Annotated in this window: 20 protein-coding genes; 6 read left to right on the top strand and 14 right to left on the bottom strand. The window is 63.7% G+C overall.

Going from position 1 to position 23,604, the window contains the following annotated elements:
- Positions 1-104 precede the first annotated feature (104 nt).
- The 3 genes from DFO58_RS04035 to DFO58_RS18105 all read right to left on the bottom strand — a co-directional run bounded on the left by DFO58_RS04035 (position 105) and on the right by DFO58_RS18105 (position 3,733).
- Positions 105-1,697: a hypothetical protein gene (locus DFO58_RS04035; protein ID WP_147407180.1), complete on the bottom strand. Its 1,593-nt coding sequence runs from the start codon at positions 1,695-1,697 to the stop codon at positions 105-107.
- Positions 1,690-3,267 (bottom strand): AAA family ATPase, encoded by a 1,578-nt coding sequence (locus tag DFO58_RS04030; RefSeq protein ID WP_120989336.1) that lies wholly within the window; start codon positions 3,265-3,267, stop codon positions 1,690-1,692. Before DFO58_RS04030 ends, DFO58_RS04035 begins: the two co-directional genes overlap by 8 nt.
- A gap of 271 nt (positions 3,268-3,538) precedes the next feature.
- On the bottom strand, positions 3,539-3,733 hold the full coding sequence (locus DFO58_RS18105) for a hypothetical protein (RefSeq protein WP_147407179.1): 195 nt from the start codon (positions 3,731-3,733) through the stop codon (positions 3,539-3,541).
- A gap of 85 nt (positions 3,734-3,818) precedes the next feature.
- On the opposite strand from DFO58_RS18105, the gene helR reads away from it, so the two are divergent.
- Positions 3,819-6,008 (top strand): RNA polymerase recycling motor ATPase HelR, encoded by a 2,190-nt coding sequence (helR, locus tag DFO58_RS04025; protein ID WP_120989335.1) that lies wholly within the window; start codon positions 3,819-3,821, stop codon positions 6,006-6,008.
- Between the two features lie 64 nt (positions 6,009-6,072).
- Here helR and DFO58_RS04020 read toward each other — a convergent pair whose 3' ends face one another.
- Entirely contained in the window at positions 6,073-6,615 is a 543-nt protein-coding gene (locus DFO58_RS04020) for a GNAT family protein (protein WP_120989334.1), read from the bottom strand.
- A 179-nt stretch (positions 6,616-6,794) separates the two neighbouring features.
- Between DFO58_RS04020 and DFO58_RS04015 the strand changes: the two genes are divergently transcribed.
- The 4 genes from DFO58_RS04015 (at position 6,795) to DFO58_RS04000 (ending at position 11,299) form a co-directional block, all read left to right on the top strand.
- Positions 6,795-8,039, top strand: coding sequence for a sensor histidine kinase (locus DFO58_RS04015; RefSeq protein ID WP_120989333.1), 1,245 nt, complete (start codon positions 6,795-6,797; stop codon positions 8,037-8,039).
- Complete coding sequence (locus DFO58_RS04010) at positions 8,036-8,653, top strand: response regulator transcription factor (RefSeq protein WP_120989332.1); 618 nt, start codon at positions 8,036-8,038, stop codon at positions 8,651-8,653. Before DFO58_RS04015 ends, DFO58_RS04010 begins: the two co-directional genes overlap by 4 nt.
- Before the next feature lie 110 nt (positions 8,654-8,763).
- Positions 8,764-10,869 (top strand): MMPL family transporter, encoded by a 2,106-nt coding sequence (locus tag DFO58_RS04005; RefSeq protein ID WP_120989331.1) that lies wholly within the window; start codon positions 8,764-8,766, stop codon positions 10,867-10,869.
- Complete coding sequence (locus DFO58_RS04000) at positions 10,862-11,299, top strand: DUF2871 domain-containing protein (RefSeq protein ID WP_120989330.1); 438 nt, start codon at positions 10,862-10,864, stop codon at positions 11,297-11,299. Before DFO58_RS04005 ends, DFO58_RS04000 begins: the two co-directional genes overlap by 8 nt.
- Positions 11,300-11,378: 79 nt before the next feature.
- On the opposite strand, the gene DFO58_RS03995 is transcribed toward DFO58_RS04000, so the two are convergent.
- On the bottom strand, positions 11,379-12,557 hold the full coding sequence (locus DFO58_RS03995; RefSeq protein ID WP_120989329.1) for a hypothetical protein: 1,179 nt from the start codon (positions 12,555-12,557) through the stop codon (positions 11,379-11,381).
- A 168-nt stretch (positions 12,558-12,725) separates the two neighbouring features.
- Between DFO58_RS03995 and DFO58_RS03990 the strand changes: the two genes are divergently transcribed.
- Complete coding sequence (locus DFO58_RS03990; protein WP_286163473.1) at positions 12,726-13,967, top strand: exonuclease domain-containing protein; 1,242 nt, start codon at positions 12,726-12,728, stop codon at positions 13,965-13,967.
- 98 nt (positions 13,968-14,065) lie between these two features.
- Here DFO58_RS03990 and DFO58_RS03985 read toward each other — a convergent pair whose 3' ends face one another.
- Genes DFO58_RS03985 through DFO58_RS03945 form a run of 9 tightly spaced genes read right to left on the bottom strand, consistent with a single transcriptional unit; the run spans position 14,066 to position 23,603 of the window.
- The gene (locus DFO58_RS03985; RefSeq protein ID WP_120989327.1) at positions 14,066-15,520 is read right to left on the bottom strand and encodes an FAD-dependent oxidoreductase; all 1,455 of its coding nucleotides are present in this window, start codon (positions 15,518-15,520) and stop codon (positions 14,066-14,068) included.
- A gap of 17 nt (positions 15,521-15,537) precedes the next feature.
- Entirely contained in the window at positions 15,538-16,317 is a 780-nt protein-coding gene (cobA, locus tag DFO58_RS03980; protein ID WP_120989326.1) for a uroporphyrinogen-III C-methyltransferase, read from the bottom strand.
- Positions 16,310-17,167 carry an ABC transporter permease gene (locus tag DFO58_RS03975; protein WP_120989325.1) on the bottom strand — a complete coding sequence of 286 codons (858 nt, stop codon included), beginning with the start codon at positions 17,165-17,167 and terminating at the stop codon, positions 16,310-16,312. The genes cobA and DFO58_RS03975 overlap by 8 nt, the downstream gene beginning before the upstream one ends.
- Entirely contained in the window at positions 17,145-17,882 is a 738-nt protein-coding gene (locus DFO58_RS03970) for an ABC transporter ATP-binding protein (protein ID WP_047119293.1), read from the bottom strand. The genes DFO58_RS03975 and DFO58_RS03970 overlap by 23 nt, the downstream gene beginning before the upstream one ends.
- Positions 17,882-18,967 carry an ABC transporter substrate-binding protein gene (locus tag DFO58_RS03965; protein WP_120989324.1) on the bottom strand — a complete coding sequence of 362 codons (1,086 nt, stop codon included), beginning with the start codon at positions 18,965-18,967 and terminating at the stop codon, positions 17,882-17,884. The genes DFO58_RS03970 and DFO58_RS03965 overlap by 1 nt, the downstream gene beginning before the upstream one ends.
- On the bottom strand, positions 18,954-20,249 hold the full coding sequence (locus tag DFO58_RS03960; protein WP_120989323.1) for a GTP-binding protein: 1,296 nt from the start codon (positions 20,247-20,249) through the stop codon (positions 18,954-18,956). The genes DFO58_RS03965 and DFO58_RS03960 overlap by 14 nt, the downstream gene beginning before the upstream one ends.
- 1 nt (position 20,250) lies before the next feature.
- Positions 20,251-21,174, bottom strand: a complete 924-nt coding sequence (cysD, locus tag DFO58_RS03955; protein WP_120989322.1) for a sulfate adenylyltransferase subunit CysD — start codon at positions 21,172-21,174, stop codon at positions 20,251-20,253.
- Positions 21,175-21,192: 18 nt separating this feature from the next.
- Positions 21,193-21,906 carry a phosphoadenylyl-sulfate reductase gene (locus DFO58_RS03950; protein WP_120989321.1) on the bottom strand — a complete coding sequence of 238 codons (714 nt, stop codon included), beginning with the start codon at positions 21,904-21,906 and terminating at the stop codon, positions 21,193-21,195.
- Positions 21,903-23,603, bottom strand: a complete 1,701-nt coding sequence (locus DFO58_RS03945; RefSeq protein ID WP_120989320.1) for a nitrite/sulfite reductase — start codon at positions 23,601-23,603, stop codon at positions 21,903-21,905. Before DFO58_RS03945 ends, DFO58_RS03950 begins: the two co-directional genes overlap by 4 nt.
- Between the last annotated feature and the right edge of the window lies 1 nt (position 23,604).

The raw sequence follows: 23,604 nt of genomic DNA, 5'->3' as shown, positions 1-23,604 counted from the left end.
CTCCCCGGTGATGGCCGGTTCAAAGTCATGGTTCATCTATCCTATCGCGACTTGGGCACTGTGAAAATTCCCGGCACCCAACAATCTGCCGAGTGAGCGCACTGTCACATTTCGGACACGATTGCATCTGGATCGATGTCTCGCGTTACTTCTGCGACTAGTTTCCAGTCAGTGGCGCCACGAATAATATGCGACAGCTCGGATGCAGACAACGGTATACGGCTCTGACCCGGTCCAGGAAAAGGCAGGACGAGGATACCCGCATATTGGCCCCTGTTATTGAAAGCTTGCCGAGTGTCTGGACGCGGGTGCTCGTCTTGTCGCATGGTCGGATATACGAGGAATGCCGGAACGCCCCACAAGTTGGCGTATGCGTAAATCTGGTATTGGTCACTCATTTGCGCAGATCCAAGCAAACCCGGAGACGGTTTGTATTTGGCGTCCAGCACCAATACCGTCCTGGATGCATCCGTAGAGTTCTCCTCCTCGCTATTAGGGAGCGATACAGCGATATCAACACTCTTGCGTTGACCTCCATGGAATAGACTCCGGCCTAATTCAGGCTTGGCGGCGCAGAAGTCACTAGTGCCCGCGATTGCCTGGATAATCAGGTCTTCCCACAAATCGCTGCTGGCAATTTTGAAAGTGAAGATCAGTCCGTCAAAAATCTCCCCAATTGGTTCGGCCAGCAGCACTTCACTCCTTAAAATACTCAGCGCCATGCGGTATAGCTTCTGCAAATCACGGTCGTGAATCGCGGGGTCGACCATCGGTTCCAACCTGAGTATCTCGTGGACCGGTTCCATTGACACGTCGCTCAATCTGGCGTCGATCTCCACCGCCAACTCAAGCACATCGGGAACACCGACCACCTCGTGAGAGCAATGAGCCACCGCTGCCCTTAAGGCCTGCCAGACACGAGTGTTGGCGTCCAGCGAATCGAATTCGCACCAGATTGCCACGCTGCGTCGCATCGCCCGTTCGACAAGCGAGTCAACTACTATCCGCCCCCTGACCGCATTCAAAGGTTCGCGTGTCGATAAAAAGTGCGGTCTACGACGAGCTACCTGCTCACCAAATAATCTGAGAAAAAGCTCCAGAAACAGTTTGCGGGCTGACGGTTCGTGCAGCATCAGTCGAGCGCCTGGAGGCGGATCCGAAATCAGCGGCACGACGCGTTCTCGAACCAGCTGCCAAAAACCGTCGACTGATTCGCGGCTACCGACCGGTTGCAAAGACATTGGGAAATCGCCACCGGAGTTCAAGGGAGAGACAATTTCCGCCCATAGCATGTCGCTGGCACCGGTGGAATGGTCCGTGTCGCCCCACGTTTCCCCGTTAGTCGGAGATGATTGCGGTGGTACGGGACTGAAGTCCTTCTCGTTGGAGAACGTCGCGCTACGCAGGCCTGCAGCCCATGTGGAAGGCACCCCGAGAGCGTCGCGCTCGAACAACACAAGAGTCACGCGCGGGTCAGGGAGGTCAGACTCGATCAGGGTGTACCTGCTGCAGGTTTCTTGCGTTCTCGATACTTCACGCCAGAACTTGGGCAGAATGTATATGAAAAGCACCTGATGCATGTCATAAGCACCATTGAAGACGCGAATTGCGGTCAAGCCGATGCCGTTACCCCGTCCACTTGCCTGAAACCACACCAGATCGACAGGCGTGAGCGAATCATGCAGAGTTTCAGCCATCTGCTGCAACTTTCGCAGAGACGTTCATGAATCTCTTGCCAAGGCCACGCCCATGTTGGTGCAGTTTCAACCCCTTGGGCAGCGTCGGGGCTTGCTCTCCGAATAGCTTCTGAATTAGTTGCTCATCGAAGTTGAACGTATGCGCCACTTCCGCAAGCTGATTCACCAACGCTTCCGCTACATCTTCGGCTGAAGAGTTGGCGGAGAAGAAATACGAATGGCCCAACATGGCGTCGGGCCCCACGTTCTCTCTTAACACCCGATTTGCCGACGCATGCCACTCGATGACCGTGTGAAGTTGTTCAGCGCGGTGTGGTCCCAACAACTGAGCCAGCTGCTGGCCGTACAAGACCTCCGCCGTGATCCAGCTAAATCTGCGTCGCAATGCCAGATCGATGGTTCCCACTGATCGATCCGTAGTATTCATCGTTCCGAGAATATGCAGGTTGGAAGGGACGATCAGATGTTTTCTGCCACCCAAGGCTCCGGTCGGCCCGTCCAGCGCGGTTTGCAATTGAACGCTACTGATTCGCCCGCGCACAGCCAGTTCCTGATCCGTCAAAACTGAACTGAAGTCCTCGGGGCGCCAAGTCCAAAACGGTGACTCATCGTTTCTGACGTTGTCTTGCGAGGACGACAACGCTTGGACACGTTTAGAGCTTTCGATAACCATCAAGAGGTCCCCGAGGACGCGCGCAGTGTTGGCCCGGTTGATCTCATCAATAAAAATCAGGTAATCATGATTCGGATCGCGGGTGGCGCGTTCACACATTAGAAGAAAAGAACCAGGTACCGCCGAAAACTCTGCGCCGATCGGTCGCAGGCCAACAACGAAGTCTTCATAGGAAGTAGACGGATGAAAGACCAGAACCGAGACACGATCATGATAGTGAACTTTTAACGCGTCCAAACTGTGGGTTTTGCCGCTTCCGGCCACGCCTTCCAATATGACATTCTTGTGCTTGCCCAATTGAATGACCAGCTGTTCGACCAGAGCATTACGTTCATCCCCGCTTCCGACCATGCCCGAACTTTGATTCGCGGATTCCGAAGCTCCGCGTTCTCGCCAACTGTTAAAGAGCCAGGTGCACGTATCAACGTCTTCTGCTGTGCCTTGCAATGCCGTCGGCGCATGCTGCAGCCACATGTAGGATGCAGACGATGGCACTGAGCCTGTGTTCTTTTCCTTGAGATCTTCAATGATCGCACCGGCCGCCAGCAAGACCGGCAAGCTAATTGTTGCCAACTCCCATAATTCACTGATGTCCTTAGGAGACTTCCGGTGTGGAGCGTCCCACTCCCGATTCGGGTCTAGATAGCGAAAGAACGCGCTGAGGTCTCCTCGAAGAATGAATAGGCTGCGTAATTCGTTACGAGGGTCGGCAACAAATTCGGCACGTGCGGGAGGGTACTCTGTGCAACGTGCAATGAAGTCTGCTTTTTCGCGCCCATCAGCAAATTGAAGCAACAGGAATACTGAAGCCCTCAACTGTTCGCGGAGTCCACCCTCCACTGTCAGTTGTGCATAACGGTCTCTAAGTGATTTTTCGTCAAGATCCAGAATCTCCATTGCATTCCTCCCACGTATCGTTAGCTCGATACTATGCACCAGACGCAGTCGGTTCTGGGGACACGCGTAGGAAAATGCTCAACCCGAAGAAACCATTAGCAATGAAGGTCATCCAAGTTGAGTGCGGTCATCGGATGTTGAAGCTTCTTGTCATGGGTCTGGCCAAGTATTGTTTGGGTCTGACCTGAGGCTGCAAGGTCGGCTTTTGTTCATCCCAACCCCAAGTGAATCACCATGACGCATTACCGCCATGGGCATTCCGATTTGATGTTCAAAAAGCATCACCCAAGCAATGCCTATCGTGGATGATGAAGGACTGGCCTGGCGCGGTTAGCTGTTCTGTCGCTGCAGCAAAGACAACGATTGCCAGCGAATACAGTTCGAAATTCTTTCTTGTGGCGCTTTCGCGCCTTAGACGACGCTGACCGGAGCTGAAATCATTCCCCGCATTTTCAGAATAGCCCACTGATACCCCCTTGCCGCAAGGCCCCGGGCAGGGCGCATAATCGATGTTTGCCCCGCCAGTTTGATGCAATTCCAGGAGTTCTTGTATGCCCTATTCCCCTTCAGCCGCCAGCGCGCCACTACCCGAGTTTTTCGCGCTGTCTGACACGCAGGCCGGCCACGTGCCTGCAGGGTCGCTCGACGCGGACAATGAGCGACTGCAGGAAATTTGGCAGCGTGTGGAGCACCTTCGAACCCAAACCCGGCACCGGCTCATCGAGCGTGGGTCCGACAGGGCAGGGGTACTGCAGCAATCCCTGGAACGGGACGTGGAAGTCAGCGAGCTGGGCGACCGGCTGGCGCAACTGAACCGTGTCGGCCCGCAGGCATGTTTGGGATTCATGCAGACCTCTTCCGGCGAGCGCCTTTTCATCGGACGCCTGGGCCTGAGCGACGAGCAGGGCAACCAGTTGATGGTCGATTGGCGGGCACCGGCGGCGGAACCGTTTTTCGCTGCAACCCATGCGAACCCGATGGGATTGGCCATGCGCCGGAGGTACCGCTGGCGCAAGCAGTTGATTGCCGGCTACTTCGACGAGGTATTCGACCTGGACCATCTGGGCGACAGCACCTCGCTGGATTACCATTCGGCTTTCCTTGCTTCGTTGGGTGAGCAGCGCACCGGGAAGATGCAGGATGTCCTGGCCACGATCCAAGGCGACCAGGACGCGATCATCCGACGTCCCTCGGCCGGGGCCCTCGTGGTGGATGGGGGCCCGGGGACGGGCAAGACCGTAGTAGCACTGCATCGCGCCGCTTATCTGCTGTATTCGGACGCTCGGATGAAAAGCCGGGGCGGACGGGTGCTCGTGGTGAGTCCGCATGATTCCTACACGGCCTACGTTTCCGACGTCTTGCCGAACCTGGGAGAGGACGAGGTCCTGGTTTCAATACTTTCGAACATGGTTTCGAATGCAGGTGTTGTCGGCGTGGATCCCGACCCTCATATTGGCAGGATTAAGTCCGACGCCGCCATGGTCGACGCCGTGGAACGAGCCGTGCAGGTGTTCGAGCAGCCTCCCGTGCTGCCGCTCGTCGTTGAAACCCCGTGGGATGATCTCACGCTCTCCCCTGCCCATTGGGCGGCTGCGGTGGATTCGCTTGAATCGGGTTTGGACCATAACGCCGCGCGCTCCCAGTTGCGCGAGATACTTGTCGACCAGTTGGCTGCGAGGCTATCCGGCGACGAGGTCAGCGTTTCGGAAGCCAGGCATGCAGTTGCTACCAGCGACCAGCTGGATGCCTGTCTGGCAGAGTACTGGCCTGTCTTGGATCCGGAGCATCTCCTGCGGACCCTGTATTCGAACGCACACTTGCTGCGCTATTGTGCCCGGCAGCTGAGTTTGGAGGACATCGACGCGCTGCTGGAAGCAGGGGCCGGGACTGCGTGGACCGAGTCTGATGTGCCGTTGCTGGATGCGGCACGGGCGCTGGTTGGCGACCCGCACGGTGAACAAGTCCGTTTGCGGCGTGCTGCCAAGTTCGCCTCGGAGCGCAGGCTGATGCGACAGGTCATTGACGACCTGATCGCTTCCGCCGACGACAAGGAAGACCTGTCCTCGCAGCTGATGAATACCGACTTGCAGGATCGTTTGGTCAGGCACCAAGCCGTCGAGGAGCCGGCTGGCGATGCCTTGGCAGGGCCTTTCTCCCACGTGATTGTCGATGAAGCCCAGGATCTGACCGATGCCCAGTGGGCCATGGTGCGCAGGCGCTGTCCCTCGGGCAGCCTGACGATTGTCGGCGATCGGGCGCAGGCAACTGGAGGTTTCCGCGGGAGCTGGGCAGGGCGCCTGGCCCGGGCAGGGATACGGGACGTCCATGTGGCACAGTTGAACATCAATTACCGCACCACCGCCCAGGTTATGGACGCCGCGGCAAGTGTCATCCGCCAGCAAATGCCTGAGGCGAATGTTCCCGTGTCCATTCGCTCCGATGGCGCACCGGTACGTTATGTGCACCCCGATGAACTGGAGCCGATTCTCGATGTCTGGCTGGAAAACCACGCTGAAGGTATCGCCGCGGTCATTGGCCACAATACGTTCGCGCCGCGGCCGAGGGTGGCCGTGTTGAGCCCTGAGCAGGCCAAGGGGCTGGAATTCGACCTTGTCCTGCTCTACCGGCCCGAGCGCTTCGGCTCAGGAGTGGAAGGTGCCGTGCGACGCTATGTCTCCATGACCCGAGCCACCTCGCAGCTTGTGGTGCTGTGCGATGCTGCTGGAACAGGCACCCTATGAACCGACGAGGCATCGAGAGAAGGCCGGCGGATTGCGGGAAACGATGACGAATGGCAGAAAATTCCTACGGCTCGATATCTTCCCATTCGAATCGGGTGACGGTTCCGCTGGACCAGTCGTCACGCAGGATCGAGTAGGCGATCGAGGCCATGGGTCGACCATCCGTCGTTGGCCATCCCATTCGGTAATGCGCCTCCTTAAGAAATCCAGAGCGAATAAAGGTCTTGCGCATGGCGATGTTGTCTTCCCTCGTCTGTCCTTCGAAGCGAAGAGTCTTCGGCATGGATTCGAAAACCAAGTCACATAGGGCCCGCAGTACTTTCACCCCGATGCCTTGCCCTCTACACGATTCGGCCAGACGCAGATCGAACAGCGGAGATTCGGCGTCCTGCAAGTCCTCCAAGACAACCATGCCAAGGCGTTGTTCCCCTTGTCTTACCCAGTAGCCTTGCCGATCCTCATTCCAGTAATAGCTGCTTCCGATTCTTGCCCGCACGTCTTCTTCGCGAGGTGTCTGCTGGACATGGAACGGAAATTGATTGGCGGTCAGGAACGTGAGCAGGTCGTCGGCATCACTGGCCGACATCTGGACGAAGGTTATGCACATGTACTGAGCATAGTTGGAGGTGTTTTTCCTATGTCCCCTTTTGCCTTGCCCCATTCGGGCAGCAACTTTGCCGAGGTATCAGACATCGGATTGGAGCCAGTGAAATCGGCGAGCGCACATACCTTCCCTTCCTCAGAAGAGGGACACGGCCAACCAAGGTTGTTAGGTAGTCTCAAGACATGAGTCTTTACCCGTCTTCAGCACCATATCTGGAATCAGGACACCAGCTGATCACTTCGCCGGCGATCCTGCGCTGGGGCCAGCACGTGGTCACTGCCATCCTTCTCGCGGTGGTGGTGCTGCGCGGCCTTTCCACGGAAGCCAGCCTCTGGCCGGTGCTCTTGGCGGCCACGCTATTTGCCGGGTGGTACGTAGCCGGCTTCGTCCGCATGGCGATGCGCGGGGAAGCCAAGCTTCCTTCCTGGTGGATTGCCGTGCTCCTGGCCATCTGGGTGGGAAGCCTGTGGACGACCCCGGAGTTCATGTGGCTGGCGTTCAGTCTGTGGCTGCTGCTGGGGCACCAGCTGCCCTTGCTTCCGTCCATCTTGTGGTCTCTGGTGCTTTACGCCTTCACCATCATGACCCCGTACCTGCACAACGGTCAGTCCTCCTTGGCGTCCGTCGTAGGGCCTTTGGTTGGCGGATTATTCGCCTGGGGCATCTCCCGCGGCTACCTGCAGCTTGAACGCGATGCGGAGATCCGCAGCAAGCTGGTTGATTCGCTGATGCGCGCCCAGCAGGAAATGGCGGACCTCCAGGAAGAACTGGCCCGCTCGCAGCATGAGGCGGGTATCGCTGCCGAGCGCACCCGCTTGGCGCGGGAGATCCACGACACCGTGGCCCAGCAGCTTTCCTCGATCGGGCTCCATGCCAAGGCGGCCACCGCAGCCGCGGATCCGCAGGCTGCCCTTGACGCGTTGGCGCGCATTGATGAGCTCTCAGGCCAGTCGCTCAACGACTTGCGCCGGATCATCGCTGCACTGGCCCCGGCGGAACTGGACGCCCAGGCGCTCGCCGGAGCCTTGGAACGTGTTCTGGCGTCATTCGAAACTGATTCGAAAGTCGCGACTCGCTTGAACATCGAGGAAGGCATACCCGCGCTGGATCCGGGCATCCAGATTGCGTTGCTGCGTACGGCGCAGTCAGCACTGTCCAACGTCAGGCGCCACGCGCAGGCCACGCGGGTCAGCCTGAACCTTGGGGTGCTTGCCAACGAGGTGCGCATGGATATCGTTGATGACGGCATAGGATTTGATGTCGAGTCACCGCGACACGGGGCAACACCAGCCGGCGGCTTTGGTTTGACCGCAATGACCCAGCGATTGGGCGAGCTCGGTGGCGGTCTGGACATTGAAAGCTCACCAGGTGAAGGCACCGCCCTGTGCGCGCACCTGCCAATGACTCCTCGGAAGGATGCACAGTGATCAAAGTGCTGCTGGTTGATGACCATCCCATTGTCCGCACCGGACTGCGGGCGCTGCTGGCCAATTACCCGGAAATCTCAGTGCTCGGGGAGGCCTCCAGCGGCGAGGAAGCGGTCGCGATCACCCAGAAGGATCCGGCGGATGTGGTGCTGTGCGATCTGCGCCTGGGCGACGGCATGAACGGCGTGGCGACCACTGCTGCGTTGCGGGCGATGCCTAATCCCCCGCAGGTGCTCATTCTGACCACCTTCGACAAGGATGCCGAGATCATCCAGTGCATCGAGGCCGGAGCGGCAGGCTACCTGCTGAAGGACGTCTCGTCCCAGACCATCATCGACTCGATCCGCCAGGCTGCGGCAGGGCAGCTGGTTTTGGCACCTGAAATGACGCAGCGGGTGCTGGCTGGGATGCGCCGTCCCAAGGTGGAACTCACCCAGCGAGAGTCCGAAGTGCTGCAGCAGCTGGCGACCGGTGCCAGCAACAAGCAGATCGCCAAGACCCTCTTCGTCTCGGAAGCGACAGTCAAAACCCACTTGGTGCATATTTTCGACAAGCTCCAGGCAAGCTCCCGCACGGGGGCAATCCATGCAGCCAAGGACCTCGGCCTGCTCTAACCAGGCGGAAGCCATGGCGACTCGCCCGAGGCCGGCTCAACCGTTCGGTTGATCTTTGAATCAGCACAAGCCACGATGGCAGACACGGTTATTCCGAGTTGACTGGAAGTATGAAAGTTCCAGTCATTTCCCGCGTCGCCAGTTCGCTGACTTCCCGGCGTTCAGCCCGTTGGTGGACCGTGGCCCTGCTCGCCGTGGTCGTGTTGCTCTTTGGCGCTTTGAGTGGGGTGGATGCCCCCAAGCGCGCAGACAGTTCGCTCGTTGCCGGCTCAGATTCCGCCAAGGTCGCCGAACTGCTGGCACAGAACAGCGACAGCACCACAACCTCCGCCATCCTTGTCGCCAATGGTTCCACTGGGCAAGCGTTGAGCAGCAGCCAAATCGATCAGGTCACCAAGCTCGCCCCGCAGATGGCTTCCGACCTGGCGGTCAAGGCAGGTCCAGCTCTTCCCAGCGAGGACGCCAAGGCCGTGATGGTTCCAGTTTCCTGGGACACCGTCGACCTGGACGCCGACAAGCAGACCCTGACCGAGATCCGCGACTGGCTGGGCGCGCACGAGTTGTCCGGCGTCCAGCTGCAGATGACTGGTTCAACCGCTTTCGCCACTGACGTCAGCCAGGCTTTCGCCGGCGCCGACTTCACCCTGCTGGCAGTCACCGTCGGCATTGTGGCGGTGCTGCTAATCGCCACCTACCGCTCCCCCATTCTCTGGCTGATTCCGCTGGCCGTGGTGGCACTGGCCGACCGCAGCGCCTCGATGGTCGCCAACGTCCTTGGCAACGCCTGGGACCTGCATTTCGATCCCGGCGTGCTCAGCGTGCTGGTCTTCGGCGCGGGCACCAACTACGCGCTGCTGCTGATCTCCCGCTACCGCGATGAACTGCAGAAGAACGAGGACCACCGCAAGGCGCTGGCCAAGGCCTGGGCCGCCAGCTTCGAAGCAATCCTCACTTCCAACCTCACCGTAGTCCTGGCTCTGCTGACCTTGTCTCTTGCCGTCATGGAAGACACCCGCGGCTTGGGCATCGTCTGCGCCGCCGGCTTGCTCATCGCAGCCTTGTTCGTTTTCCTGCTGCTGCCGCCGGTCCTCGCACTGTGCGGACGCAAGGTGTTCTGGCCGCTGGTTCCCAAGCCGGGCCAGCCGAACACCCGCGGCAAGTACTTCGGCAAGGCCGCCACCGCGGTCATGCGCAAACCGAGGGCCAACCTCGCAGCCCTGGTTGTGCTGCTGCTGGTCTTGGCGGGCGCGCTGACCGGAACCCGTCTCGGTCTGGACCAGACCCAGCAGTTCCGTACCCCGACCGAATCGGCGAGCGCCATGACCGTGCTCTCCGAGCACTACCCGGCCGGCGAAGCACAGCCAATCACCGTGCTGGTTGATGGATCCGACACCACTGTCCTGCAGGAGCGGCTCAAGGGCCTCGGCGGGGTGCTGCGCGTCGGCGAAGCCCGCGAACTCGGGGATTCCTCCTGGCAGCAGTTCTCCGTGATCTCCTCGGATGATCCTTCCGGCTCCGAGGCCATGGATCTAGTCGCCCAGATCCGTTCGACCGCCGACGAGGCAAGCACTGCCACGGTCTTGGTGGGCGGGCAGAGCGCATCGCAGTACGACTCGCATCAGGGCCACCTACGCGACCTGTATGTCATCGCTCCGATGATCATGATCATCTGCTTCGCCATGCTCGGCTGGCTGACCCGTTCCTGGCGTACGGCCCTGTCTCTGGGTTTGGTCAACCTGCTCAGCGCCGCGGCGGCCGTGGGACTCGGCTCCTTGATCTCGTCGATGGTCTTCGATGTCTCGGCATTGGACGTCCAGGTTCCGCTGCTGGCCTTCGTGTTCCTGGTCGCTCTGGGTGTTGACTACACGATCTTCTTCACCCAGCGAGTCCGCCAGAACTCCGCCACGTCCTCGCTGACAGATGCCGTGGCCAATGCGGCACGCAGCACCGGCTCGGTAATCACCAGCGCCGGCCTGGTCCTTGCCGGAGTCTTCGCAGCCCTGTCCGCCCTGCCGCTGATGGTTCTGGGACAGCTGGGACTCATCGTGGGCCTCGGCGTCCTGTTGGATACCGTCGTGGTCCGCACCCTGCTGCTGCCGGCACTGTTCGCAGTCCTCGGTTCCAACAACAAGCCGGTCTTCGGCAAGGGTTCAGGCGTCCAGTATGCCGTTGAATCCGAAACTTCACCTTCGACAGAAAGCTCCATCAATGCGTAAGCTCGTCAATCTTTCGTTCATCTACATGGCCGTCGGTGTGGCCTCCGGCTTGTTCTACCGCGAATTCACCAAAATGAACGACTTCCCGGAAGGCGGCTGGACCCAGCTGTCAGTCGTCCACACCCACCTGCTGGTGCTCGGATTCATGGTCCTGCTCATGGTCCTGTTGCTGGAGAAGGCGTTCAACATCAGCGCCCATGCCAAGCTCTACGCATGGTTCATGTGGACCTACAACATCGGTGTCGTCCTGACCGCGGCCATGCTCACCGTGCACGGATCGCTGACCGTATTGGGCAAGGAATCCAGCGCCATGATTGCAGGTATCGCCGGGCTGGGGCACATCGCGCTGACGGTCGGCATGGTTCTGCTGTTCGTCATGCTGCGCCGCAGCGTTCCTGCCGCCAAGGCTTCGAAGGCTGTTGGCGCCTAAGGGCCTAGCACCCGCCGACTAAATAACGCCGCGGCCGTTCCCCCGATTCAGCCGGGAACGGCCGCGGCGTTTGTTCGGCTCAGGAAGACTTGCCCCATGCCATGGCGGCGGCATAATGCCTTCGGTAGGCAACCGCCCCGCGGATGGCTGCGCGGTCCCGGGCCGCCCGCTTCTTGAGCAGCACCTCCATCGCATCGCCGTCGTATCGTCCCAGCGGCTGCGGAGGCAAGCTGCCCGGTGCAAGCCATCTGCGAACTAGCAGCAGCACCAGCACAAAAACCAGGAGCAATTCAATGCCAAGGAAGAGCAGGTACGCCAGCGACGTTTGCCGATTCTCTTCGTTCATCCACAGCGCCGGCAGCGCGGCCATGGCCGCGGTGGCGAGGACCTTGGCGCCCATGGCCATGAGCGCGAAATACGTTTCCGGATGCGAAACCCATCTGCTGTGACGGCTCCCCCTGGTGTGCCGTATCGCCAGCAGCGTCATAAGGACCGCGTCGATGATCAAGAGGTTCACCACCGACGCGGCAGCGGACAGGAACAGCACCGTCGCCCAGTGGCGGGCCAAGCCCGCGGTTCCGTGGACAATCGCAATGTAGGCCACGAGCACACCCAGATGAACCAGCATCATCAGCGCGATGATCCAGAGCTTGCGGCGAACCAGCGAAGCCCGGGCGCGGACCCGTCCACCGGCTCTTGGCCTCCCCCATTGCTTGGCATACCACTGGTCGTAGGCCTGCAGCGGTTCTTCCCCCAGAAGTCCAAGCACGGCGTCGGCCTGCGCCGCGTTGACCTCGTCAAGATGGCCCAATTGCAGCAGCACAGCGCCAATGGCAACACAGACGATGTGTTCAAGGCGCTCAATGCCGGAAGTAAAGAGCATCCCGATCGCGCCCATACCGATCATGCTGCCCAGGAAGAGCCGGCAATTGTGCAGGATGCGGATCTTCACCGGCCGCTCCACAGGGTAGGGCGCCAGCGGCGCAGTGGCGGCCAGGCCCGGAGCTGCCAGGGCCAACGCGATCACGATGGCAACAATCACCGCATAGCCTGCCAGAATCAGCCCGGGACCCGGTACCGTCACGGCTTCAACCCACGCGGAAAAGCCGATCCAGACTCCCTCGCGCAGCAGCGGCAGGGTCAAGGGAAGGTAAATGCTCAGGGCGAGAATGGCCGCCATCTGCCCTGGTTGGTCCCGGCCATACAGCCGTGTCCCCTCGGCGAGGTGGCGCAGGGATGAAGGAAAAGCGTTGCGCATAAACGGTACACCATCCATTTCATGCCGAGGCCTGGGGCGTCGGGATCGACCTGAACGAAAAAGCGACTGTGAACTGATCATATGTGAACCCCAGGGTTTCAGCCACGCGCATCCGGTGGGCAGAATGGGAGTTACCGGATTCAGCCGGAGAAAAGTACAGGGGGAAATATGAAAATGGCCAGCGGAGTCTTCTCCGTCCTCGACACCGAGACCACCGGGCTGTTCCCCGGCGGACATGACCGGATCGCGGAGATCGCCATCGTGAGAATGAACCGCGACGGCGAAGTGCTGGACCGCTGGGAAACGCTGGTCAACCCGCAGCGGGACCTGGGCAAGCAGTCGCTGCATGGAATCCGCAGCTGTGATCTGCTCGGTGCCCCGACGTTCAGCGACCTGGCCGCAGAACTGGCATGGCGGCTGTCAGGCACCGTGCTGGTGGCCCACAACCTCTCCTTCGATGCACGGTTCCTGGACGCGGAGTTCCGCCGGGCCGGCATGCCGGTGCCGGGGCACTTTCTAGAGCATGGGCTGTGCACCATGCGCATGTCCCATCAGTACCTGCACGGCGCCGGGCGCTCGCTGCAGGACTGCTGCGATTCCTTCGGCATCGAGCTCCTGGAAGCCCACAGCGCGGCCGGGGACGCGGCCGCCACCGCAGTCCTGCTCTCGCGCTACATGGAACTCGATGAGCAGAATCCCGAATGGGATCTGCGCCTTGGCCGGGCGGCGCAATCGGCGTGGATCAAGGCGTCCCCGGGAGGGCGCATCATTCCTGTGCGACGGGCCGCCGCCGACGCCGAACCGGCCCGCCACTTCCTGAACCGGCTGACCACCCGCTTGCCCCAGTTCACCGGCACCGAAGCCCAGGACGACTACCTGGCGATCCTCGACCGGGCGCTGATGGACCGGTACTTGTCGGCCCACGAGGAACAGCAGCTGATCTCGCTGGCCGCGGAGCTGGGACTCGACCGGGCCGGGGCGCTGGAACTCCACGAGCTGTATTTCCAGCAGCTGGTGCGCGCAGCCTGGGCCGACGGCACGCTGACCGAGGAAGAACTTCTGGATCTCAAGACGGTCGCCGGCCTGCTCGGGCTTGGGCAGCAAAGCGTGCAGGGAGCGCTGAGACCGCCTGCGGATATCGTACTAGCCACGGCTGAGGCGGTGCCATCAGCCGGAAAACTCGCTCCCGGATCTCTGGTGGTGCTCACCGGGGACATGTCCCGGGCCCGCGCGCAGATCGAGGAGGACCTCCGGGCCGCTGGTTATGTTCCGCATGGCGCCATCACCAAGAAGGTGAGCCTGCTGGTGGCCGCGGATCCGGATTCCCTGTCAGGCAAGGCCAAGAAGGCCCGGGACTACGGCATTCCAGTGGTGTCGGAGGACTACCTCTGGGACACGCTGCTCGCCTGAACCGCCCTCAGGACCGGTTCACTGCACAAACACCAAGGGATGGCCCCGCCGGCAGTGCGGCGGGACCATCCCTGAGATGTCAGAGTCTGGGGTGGAGCTTACAGACTCTCAGCTAGTTTTTTTGCGCGGGAGAATTCCAACATGTCTTCGCGCTCGACAACCTTGATGCGGTCGCGGGTGATGTCGCCGAAGCGGGTGGCCACGGTGCCTTCGGCAGCGCCCAGCTCCTTCTCGTGCGCGTCTAGGGACTTCCAGCCATCCCAGTCGGAGAACTGCACACCGCGCTCGTCCAGCAGATCCGCGATGGACTGCTCGATGGACGGCTGGGCCAGGGAGCCCAGGTCCTCCAAGAGGTGGTTGATGGTCTCCAGGGCGTCGCCCTTGGTGTGGCCGATCAGGCCTACCGGGCCGCGCTTGATCCAGCCGGTGGCGTACAGGCCGGGCACGTGGGTGCCGGTTGCGTCCAGGACACGGCCCTCGACGTTCGGCAGCACACCCTTGGCGCCGTCGTATTCGATCTCGCCGACGGCCGAGCCGAAGTAGCCCACCGCGCGGTAGAGCGCCTGGATCGGGTACTCGATGAATTCGCCGGTGCCGCGGGCGCCGCCGTTGCCGTCCAGCTCGTTGCGCTCGACCTTCAGGCCGGACACCTTGCCGTCTTCGCCCAGCACCTCGACCGGGGACTGCAGGAAGTGCAGGTGCAGGCGGCGCGAGGCGCTTGGAGCTTCTTCGCGCTCTTCCTGCTCGATCAGCCAGTTGGTCAGCGTGGAGACCATGGTCTTGGTCTGGTTGTTGGTCTTCATGGCCTCATCCGAGGCCTTGTCGAATTCGAAGTCCTCCGGGTAGAGCACGATGTCCACGTCCTTGGAGTGGGACAGCTCGCGCAGTTCCAGCGGGGTGAACTTCACCTGGGCCGGGCCTCGGCGCCCGAACACGTGCACGTCGGTGACGGCGGAGTCGTTCAGCTGCGCGTAGATGTGGGCGGGGATTTCGGTTTCCAACAGCTGGTCGGCGTGCTTGGACAGGATGCGGGCCACGTCCAGCGCCACGTTGCCGTTGCCGATGACGGCGACTTCGCGGGCCGACAGGTCCCAGTCCTTGTCTGCATCCGGGTGGGCGTCGTACCAGGACACGAAGTCAGCGCCGCCGTAGGAACCGTCCAGGTCGATGCCTGGAATGTTCAGGTCCGCGTCCTTCTGGGCGCCAGTGGCGATGATGATCGCGTCGTAGCGGGCGCGCAGGTCCTCAAGGGTGATGTCACGGCCCAGTCCGACGTTTCCGTAGAAGTCGATCCAGTCGTTGTCCAGCACCTTGTGCAGGGCGGTGATGATGCCCTTGATACGCGGGTGGTCCGGGGACACGCCGTAGCGGATCAGGCCGAACGGGGTTGGCAGCTCGTCGAACAGGTCTACCTTCAGGCTCAGCGCGCCGGAGGAGACCGGCTGGCTCTTGTTGAGCAGATCAGCGGCATAGATGCCTGCCGGGCCGGCGCCGACAATTGCCACGCGCAGGGCGCGGGCCGAAAGGTGCTCGGGGACGATCAGTTCACTCATCAAACAACATCTCTTTCTTAGTCAACGAATGTGGCCGCCGCAGGGGCGTCGGCGTTCTCTAGCGGCAGGAGGCCTGCCAGGCTGTCGGAGGCTTCCGGGGCTAGCCGAACGACATCACCAATCACGATGACGGCCGGATTCGCCACTGCGGCCTTGCGGGCTCGCATTACAATCCCTTCTAGCGTACCGATAGTTGTCCGCTGCGTCTGTGAGTAACCTCGCTCAACTATCGCAATTGGCGTACTTGACGGTAAACCGCGGGTAAGCAATGTCTCAACAATTTTCGGCAAATTCGAGACTCCCATCAGCACGGCGAGGGTGTGGTCGCTGCGGATGGGCACGTCCGCCAGCTCGGTATGGCCGCTGACCACAGTGAAACCTGCGGCCACCCCGCGGTGGGTCACCGGGATGCCGGCGGCCGCCGGAACCGAAATGGAGCTGGTGATGCCGGGGATCACCCGGGTGGGGATGTTGAACTTGGCCGCATAGAGCAGCTCTTCGCCGCCGCGGCCCAGCACGAACGGGTCCCCGCCCTTCAGGCGCACCACGTTCTTTCCCTCCAAAGCGTATTTGACCAGCAATTCATTGATCTCGTCCTGGGTTTTCACGTGGCAGCCCGGGGCCTTGCCCACGTCCACCACGATCACGTCGTCAGCCAGGTCCGCAAGCAGTTCGGTCGGCCCGAGCCGGTCTGCCAGCACCACGTCCGCGGCGAGCAGGGCCTTGTAGCCGGCGACCGTGATCAGTTCCGGGTCGCCCGGTCCCCCGCCGATGAGGGTGATATGTCCGTTAGCCATGGTTTTCTCCAGTTCGAGTCATTCCGCGGTCGCGCAGCAGTTTGCGTTCCAGCGGGGCAAAACACAGTAGTTCGATCAGCACGCCCACCAGCAGGATCACCAGTATGACCAACATCACCAGGGGCAGGTCGGCCAGATCCCGGCCGCGCTGCAGCAGCGAGCCGACGCCCAGGGCGAGTGAGCCGCCCACCGCGATCAGTTCCGCCGCCATCAGCGAGCGCCAGGCGAAAGCCCAGCCCTGGCGCAGTCCGGCCACGTAGCCGGGCAGCGCCGCGGGAAGCTCGACATGCACGATATGCTGGCGCCTGCTGGCACCGAGCACCCGGGACAGGGCCGAGTACTGGGCGGGGATCATGTCGATGCCTGAGAGCAGTCCGTTGATGATCGAGGGAATCGCCCCGAGCAGCAGCACGGTGTAGATGGTCGCGTCGCTCAGCCCGAAGAGGATGATCGCCGCCGGCACCCAGGCGATGGAGGGCAGCACCTGCATGGCCGAGACCAGCGGGCCCAGGCCCTTGCGCAGCAGCGGCAGGTGGGCCAGCAGCAGGGCCGCCGGGGTGGCGACCAGCACCGCGATCGCGAAGCCCGACAGCGCCCGGAACAGCGAGGTGCCCACCGCGGAAAGCAGGGTCCCGTCGGCCAGCAGCTCGGGCAGCTTGGCGGCCACGGCCGCCGGGCCGGGGAACAGGTCCTCGCGCAGCGGCGAAGCCCAGGCGGCGATCTGCCACAGGCTGACCAGCACCACCAGGGTGATCAGCGGGGCGATAAGCGCATCGGCGCGCCCGCGGCGGCGCAGCACGGCGGCCGGGCGGAGCGCGGCGGCGGCCCTAGTTTGCGTCAGTGCGCTCATGCTTGCGCTGCTCCTTTCGCAGGATGGTGGTCAGTTCGTCGGCCAGGGCGGCCGACTGCGCCGGGTTGCGGCGCAGGTCCTCGGTGATTCTCCGGGTTTCCAGGATGCGTCCGGGATGGGAGGAGAGGACCAGGATGCGCCCGGAGAGGCGGATGGCCTCGCGCACGTTGTGCGTCACGAAGATGATGGTTTTGCCTGTCTGCTCCCACAGCGAGCGCAGTTCCTCGTGCAGCAGGTCGCGGGTGATGGCGTCCAGGGCCGCGAAGGGCTCGTCCATCAGCAGCACCTGCCGGTCCTGGGCCAGCGCCCGGGCCAGCGCCACACGCTGGCGCATGCCGCCGGAGAGCTCGTGCGGTTTCTTGTGCACCGCGTGCCCCAGCTGGACCAGCTCCAGCAGCTGGTCCACCCGTGCCTGCCGGGTGTCCTTCGGATGCCCGGCCAGCTTCAGCGCCAGCTCCACGTTGCGGCCCGCGCTCAGCCAGGGCAGCAGGTTCGAATCCTGGAACATGAACGCCGCCCCGTCGTCCGGGACGTCCAGCCAGCCCTCGGTGGGGGCCAGCAGCCCGGCGATCAGGTTCAGCAGCGAGGACTTGCCGCAGCCCGAGGCGCCGAGCACTGCGATGAATTCGCCGTCCTCGATGCGGGCGCTGAGCCTGTCGATGACCAGCCCCGTGCCCGGGTAGCTCAGGGACACCTCGTTCAGCTGCACTCCCATTACTTCCCCTCCCCGGCGGCGAAGGAGTCATCCACCAGACCCTGCGTGCTGCCCGGTTCCCCGATGCCCACCGCGGCCGCATGGGCCACCAGGGTGTCGAAGGTTCCGCTCAGCGGCGTTTGGTCGAAGCTGATCTGGTCCAGCGCCGCGGAGATCACCTCATCGGACAGGGTGCCGCCGCCGTGCGCGGCCAGGGCCTGCTGCACGGTGTGAAGCTTCTGCTGCTCGCCGGTGGTGTTCAGCCAGTTGATGGCCTGCGCGTTGGCCTGCACCAGCTCCCGCACGGTGTCCGGGTGCTTGGTGATGAACTCCTGCGAGGCCACCAGCACCGTGGTCGGGAACTTGCCTTCCGGCCACAACTGCGCCTCGTTGACCAGGCGGTGCGCCCCGTACTGCTTGACCAGCAGCGAGGCGTGCGGTTCGGGCAGCCAGGCCCCGTCGATGGAGCCGCGGGCGAACAGCTGCGGCACGGTGCCGTTGGTGCTCGGGGTGACGGTGACCGACTCATCCAGGCCCCGCTCCTTTAGGAAGCTGCGCAACGCCACGTCCTGGGTGCCGCCGTACTGCGGGGTGGCAAGTTCGGTGCCGGCCAGCTGGGACACCTCGGTGATGTCCTTGGAGACAACCAGGCTGGCCCCGCCGGAGGCGGCCCCGGCGATGACGCGCAGCGAGGTCCCCCCGCTGGACAGGTAGCTGTTCAGCGCAGGGCTGGGACCCAGGTAGGCAGCGTCGATGGCCCCGGAGTTCAGCGCCTCGATGGCCGCGGGGCCCGCGTTGAAGATTTGGGTTTCCACCGTGGTGCCGTCCGCGCCCACTGCCTTGTCCAGGATGCCCTTGGCTTCGGCCACCAGCGCCGGGGCGTGGGTGGCGTTCGCGAAGTAGCCCAGGCGCAAGGTGGCGGCCGGTCCCTGGTCGGCGGCCGTGCCGGCATTCTTGGCCGGGGCAGGGACGAAGGCGGTGAGCACCGCGGCCACCGCCAGCAGCCCCGCCGCGGCTGCCCCGAGGGCCCTACCGCGCCGGTTGGCGCGCGGGGCGTGCGCGGTCAGCCGGGTGCGTCCGGCGGCCGGCTGCTCAGGCGGCTGCATGCCCGGCTCCGATGATCCCGGCGGCCAGGGTGCGCCCGGTGGCCGGTTCGATGAGCAGGAAGCTGCCGCCGGTGCGCGAATCTCTGTATTCGGCAGGGCTCAGGGCCGCGGAGCTGCGCACCGTGAGCCGTCCCAGGTCGTTGAGCCCCAGGGTGTCGGCCTGCCGGCGCGAGTAGTCGGCTACGTCGAGCACGTGGCTGATCGGCCCGATCTTCGCGGCGGCGACCTTGGTGCCGTGCTTGAGCAGCACCCGCTGCCCCTCGGCCAGCGTGGCCGGGGCCAGGATGCACACCTCGGCGGCGAATTCGCGCACCGCCTGCGGCAGCTGACCTGCCACCACGGTGTCCCCGCGGGCGATGTCCACCTCGTCCTCAAGTTCAAGGACGATCGCATCCCCCGGCTGCGCGGTGCCCACCGGCCCGGCCGGGGTGCCGATGGCCTTGACCCGGCTGGTGGCCGGGTAGCCGTTGGACAGGATGCCCACCGTCTCTCCCACCGAGAGGCTGCCGTCGGCCAGGGTGCCTGCATAGCCGCGGAAGTCGCGGTACGCTTCCGGGTCCAGGCCTGGAGCCAGCGCTCCCTGCGGGCGGATCACGTACTGCACGTCCAGCCGGGCGGTCCCGGCGGGGCGCCCCGGAGCCAGCTCTTCGAGCAGCCCGAGCAGGGTGGGCCCGGCGTACCAGTGGCTGTGGGCGGAGGGATCCACCACGTTGTCCCCGTGCAGCGCGCTGACCGGGATGACGGTGGCGGCCTGCAGGCCCAGTTGCCCGGCCAGGTCCAGCACCTCGGTTTCGATGGCGCTGAAACGCTGCTCGTCCCAGTCGACCAGGTCCATCTTGTTGACCGCGAGCACCAGCTGCGGCACCCGCAGCAGGGCGAGCACCCCCAGGTGGCGGCGGGTCTGCTCAAGCACCCCGTGGCGGGCGTCCACCAGCACGATGGCGGCATCGGCGGTGGAGGCGCCGGTGACGGTGTTGCGGGTGTATTGCACGTGGCCCGGGCAGTCGGCCAGGATGAAGGATCGGCGGGCGGTGGAGAAGTAGCGGTAGGCCACGTCGATGGTGATGCCCTGTTCGCGTTCGGCGCGCAGCCCGTCGGTGACCAGCGCCAGGTCCAGGGCGCCGGCCTGTCCGCCGAAGCCGCGTTCGGCGCTGGTGCGGGCCAGGTCGTCCAGCGAGTCGGCGAGGATGGCCTTGGCGTCGTGCAGCAGCCGTCCCACGAGCGTGGACTTGCCGTCGTCCACGGATCCAGCGGTGGCGATGCGCAAAAGTGTGGTGGTCATCTTAGAAGTACCCTTCGGTCTTGCGGTCTTCCATGCCCGCGGCGGAAATTCTGTCGTCGGCGCGGGTGGCGCCGCGTTCGGTCAGCGTGGCCACGGCCAGCTCGTCCAGCACCTTCTCCACGGTGTCAGCGGCGGAAAGCACCGCGCCGGTGCAGCTGGCATCCCCCACGGTGCGGTAGCGCACCTGGCGGATAACGACCTGTTCGGCCGGTTCGGGCTGGCTGACCGCGGTGACCGCCCGCCACATGCCGTCGCGTTCGAAGACCTGGCGCTGGTGGGCGAAGTAGATGGAGGGAAGCGCGATGTTCTCGCGCTGGATGTAGGCCCAGATGTCCCGTTCGGTCCAGTTGGAGATCGGGAAGGCGCGCACGTGCCAGCCAGGCTCGTGGCGGCCGTTGTACAGGTTCCAGATTTCCGGGCGCTGGTTGCGCGGATCCCAGACGCCGAACTCGTCGCGCAGGGACAGGATGCGCTCCTTGGCGCGGGCCTTGTCCTCGTCGCGGCGGGCCCCGCCGAAGACCACGTCGAAGCCGTTGGATTCGATGGTGTCAAGCAGCACCCGGGTCTGCAGCCGGTTGCGGGTGCCGTCGGGCAGTTCGGCCAGCTCGCCGCGGTCGATGTACTCCTGCACGGAGCCGACCACCAGGTTCAGGCCGTATTTCTCGACCACGGCATCGCGGAAGTTCAGCACCTCGCCGAAGTTGTGGCCGGTGTCGATGTGCACCACGGGGATCGGCACGCGGCCCGGGTAGACGGCCTTGGCCAGCAGGTGCAGCACCACCACGGAGTCCTTGCCTCCGGAGAAGAGCAGTCCGGGCTTCTCGAATTCGGCGAGCACCTCGCGGATGATATGGATGGATTCGGCTTCCAGGGCGTCCAGGACGCTGCGCTGGGTGCCGGTCGGGGCGGTAGCGGTGAGGCTCATGGGGAGGTCCTTCAAAAGTTAGATGTGGATGCCGCATTCGGTTTTGGACAGGCCGGCCCAGCGTCCGGCGCGCGGGTCCTCTCCCTCGGCGACGGGCCGGGTGCAGGGCTCGCAGCCGATGGACGGGTAGCCGTGGGCCAGCAGCAGGTTCACCGGGACCTGGTGTTCGGTGGCGTAGCCGATCAGCTGATCGAAGCTCCAGGTCGCCACCGGGTTGAACTTGAGCAGCCCATGGGTTTCGTCGAAGGACACCAGCGGGGTGTTGCTGCGGGTGGGGGCCTCGTCGCGGCGGACCCCGGTGAACCAGGCGCCGTAGCCGGACAGGGCACGCTTTAGCGGGTCCATCTTGCGCAGCTTGCAGCAGGCGGCCGCGTCGCGGGCGAACAGGTCCTTGCCGTATTCTTCGTCCTGCTGCGCCACGGTGAGTTCGGGCAGCACGTCCACCACTCTGACCGGAAGCCTTTCGGCGACCTCGTCGCGGGTGATGCGTGTTTCAGTGAAGTGGTAGCCGGTGTCCAGGAAGAGCACGTCCACCCCGGGCAGCTGCCGGGCGACCAGGTGCGGCAGCACCGCGTCGGCCATGGAGCAGGCCACCGCGATCTCGGACACCTCCAGGTGGCGGGCGGCGAACTCGACCACCTGCGCGGCGCCGGCGTCCCAGCCCAGCTCCGTGGCTCCGAGCGCGGCGATGGCGCGCAGCTCGTCCTCGGTCTTCAGGGTTCGGGTGCTCATGACAGGTCCTCCTCGGCGGCCCGGTGCGCCCAGGCGGCGAAGGATTCGCCGTCTTCGGCCAGGGCGGAGTAGTTCTTCACCACGCGTTCGACGTAGTCGGGCAGCTCGTGGGCGGCGACCTTCAGGCCGCGCACGGTGCGGCCCAGGGTGGCTTCGCCGTTCTCGAACCCGGCCAGCGTGCCGCCCAGGTGCACCTGGAACCCGGAAACCTGTTCCCCGGCGTCGTTGGTGATCAGCTGGCCCTTGAAACCCAGGTCGGCGGTCTGCACCCGGGCGCAGGAGTTCGGGCAGCCGTTCACGTGCAGGGACAACGCCTTGGGCAGCTTGCCGTTGTGGTCGGCGAGCCGGGATTCGATCTCGCGCACCGCGTCGATGGTGGTGTTCTTGGTGTCCACGATGGCCAGCTTGCAGTATTCGATGCCGGTGCAGGCGATGGCCGAGCGGCGAAGCAGCCCCGGATAGGCTTCCAGGCCCAGCGTGCGGGCGCCGCCCACGAAGTCCTTGACCTGCTCCTCGGCGATGTCCAGGGCGATGACCTTCTGGTGCGGGGTGGTGCGCAGCCGGGTGGAGCCGTGGGCTTCGAGCAGGTCGGCCAGGGCGGTCAGCGTGGTGCCGGAGGAGCGTCCGGCTTCCGCGGTGAGCCCGATGAAGAACTTGCCGTCCTTCTGCGGGTGCACCCCCGAGTGGTCCCCGGCGGTGGCAGGCTGCGGGCCGGGTCCGATGTCCGGCAGCGCGTAGCCCAGGTATTCCTCCTCAAGGACCTGGCGGAACTTCTCGGTTCCCCAGTCGGCCAGCAGGAACTTCAGCCGGGCCCGGTTGCGCAGCCGGCGGTAGCCGTAGTCGCGGAAGATGGAGGTCACGCCCTCCCAGACGTCCGGGGCCTGCTCCTGGGTGACAAAGGCGCCCAGGCGTTCGCCCAGCCGCGGGTTGGAGGACAGTCCGCCGCCCACCCAGAGGTCGTAGCCCGGGCCCAGCTGCGGGTGCTCGATGCCGATCAGCGCGATGTCGTTGATTTCGTGCACGACGTCCTGGCTGGGGTGCCCGGAGATGGCGGTCTTGAACTTGCGCGGCAGATTCGCGAACTCCGGGTTGCCGATGTAGCGGCGGGAGATCTCGGCGATGACCGGGCTCGGGTCGATGATCTCCTCGGCGGCGATGCCCGCGACCGGGGAACCGAGGATGACGCGCGGCACGTCGCCGCAGGCCTCGGTGGTGTGCAGTCCGACGGATTCCAGCCGGCGCCAGATTTCCGGCACGTCCACCACGTCAACCCAGTGCAGCTGGATGTTCTGGCGGTCGGTGAAGTCTGCGGTGTCGCGGGCGAAGTCGGTGGAGATGCCCCCGATCACCCGCAGCTGCTGCGTGGTCAGCGCGCCGCCGTCGATGCGCACCCGCAGCATGAAGAAGCGGTCTTCGAGCTCTTCGGGGCTCAGCGTGGCGGTCTTTCCGCCCGGGATGCCCTGGGCGCGCTGGGTGTACAGGCCCCACCAGCGGAAGCGGCCGTGCAGGTCCTCGGGATCGATTGAATCGAAGCCCTGCACGGCGTAGATCTCTTCGATCCGCGCCCGGACGTTCAGGCCGTTGTCCGCGGCCTTCATTTCCTCGTTCGCGTTCAGCGGGGTGGTGCCGTCGATCTTCCATTGGCCATTGGGCTTGGCCGCCCGCTGGGGCCGGGCCGGTGTGGTTGTCTGCGTCATG

The organism is Arthrobacter sp. AG1021, assembly GCF_003633665.1.
Lineage (GTDB): Bacteria > Actinomycetota > Actinomycetes > Actinomycetales > Micrococcaceae > Glutamicibacter > Glutamicibacter soli.
Note: the sequence above shows the minus strand (reverse complement) of the source record. Positions and strands in the feature narration are given on the sequence as shown.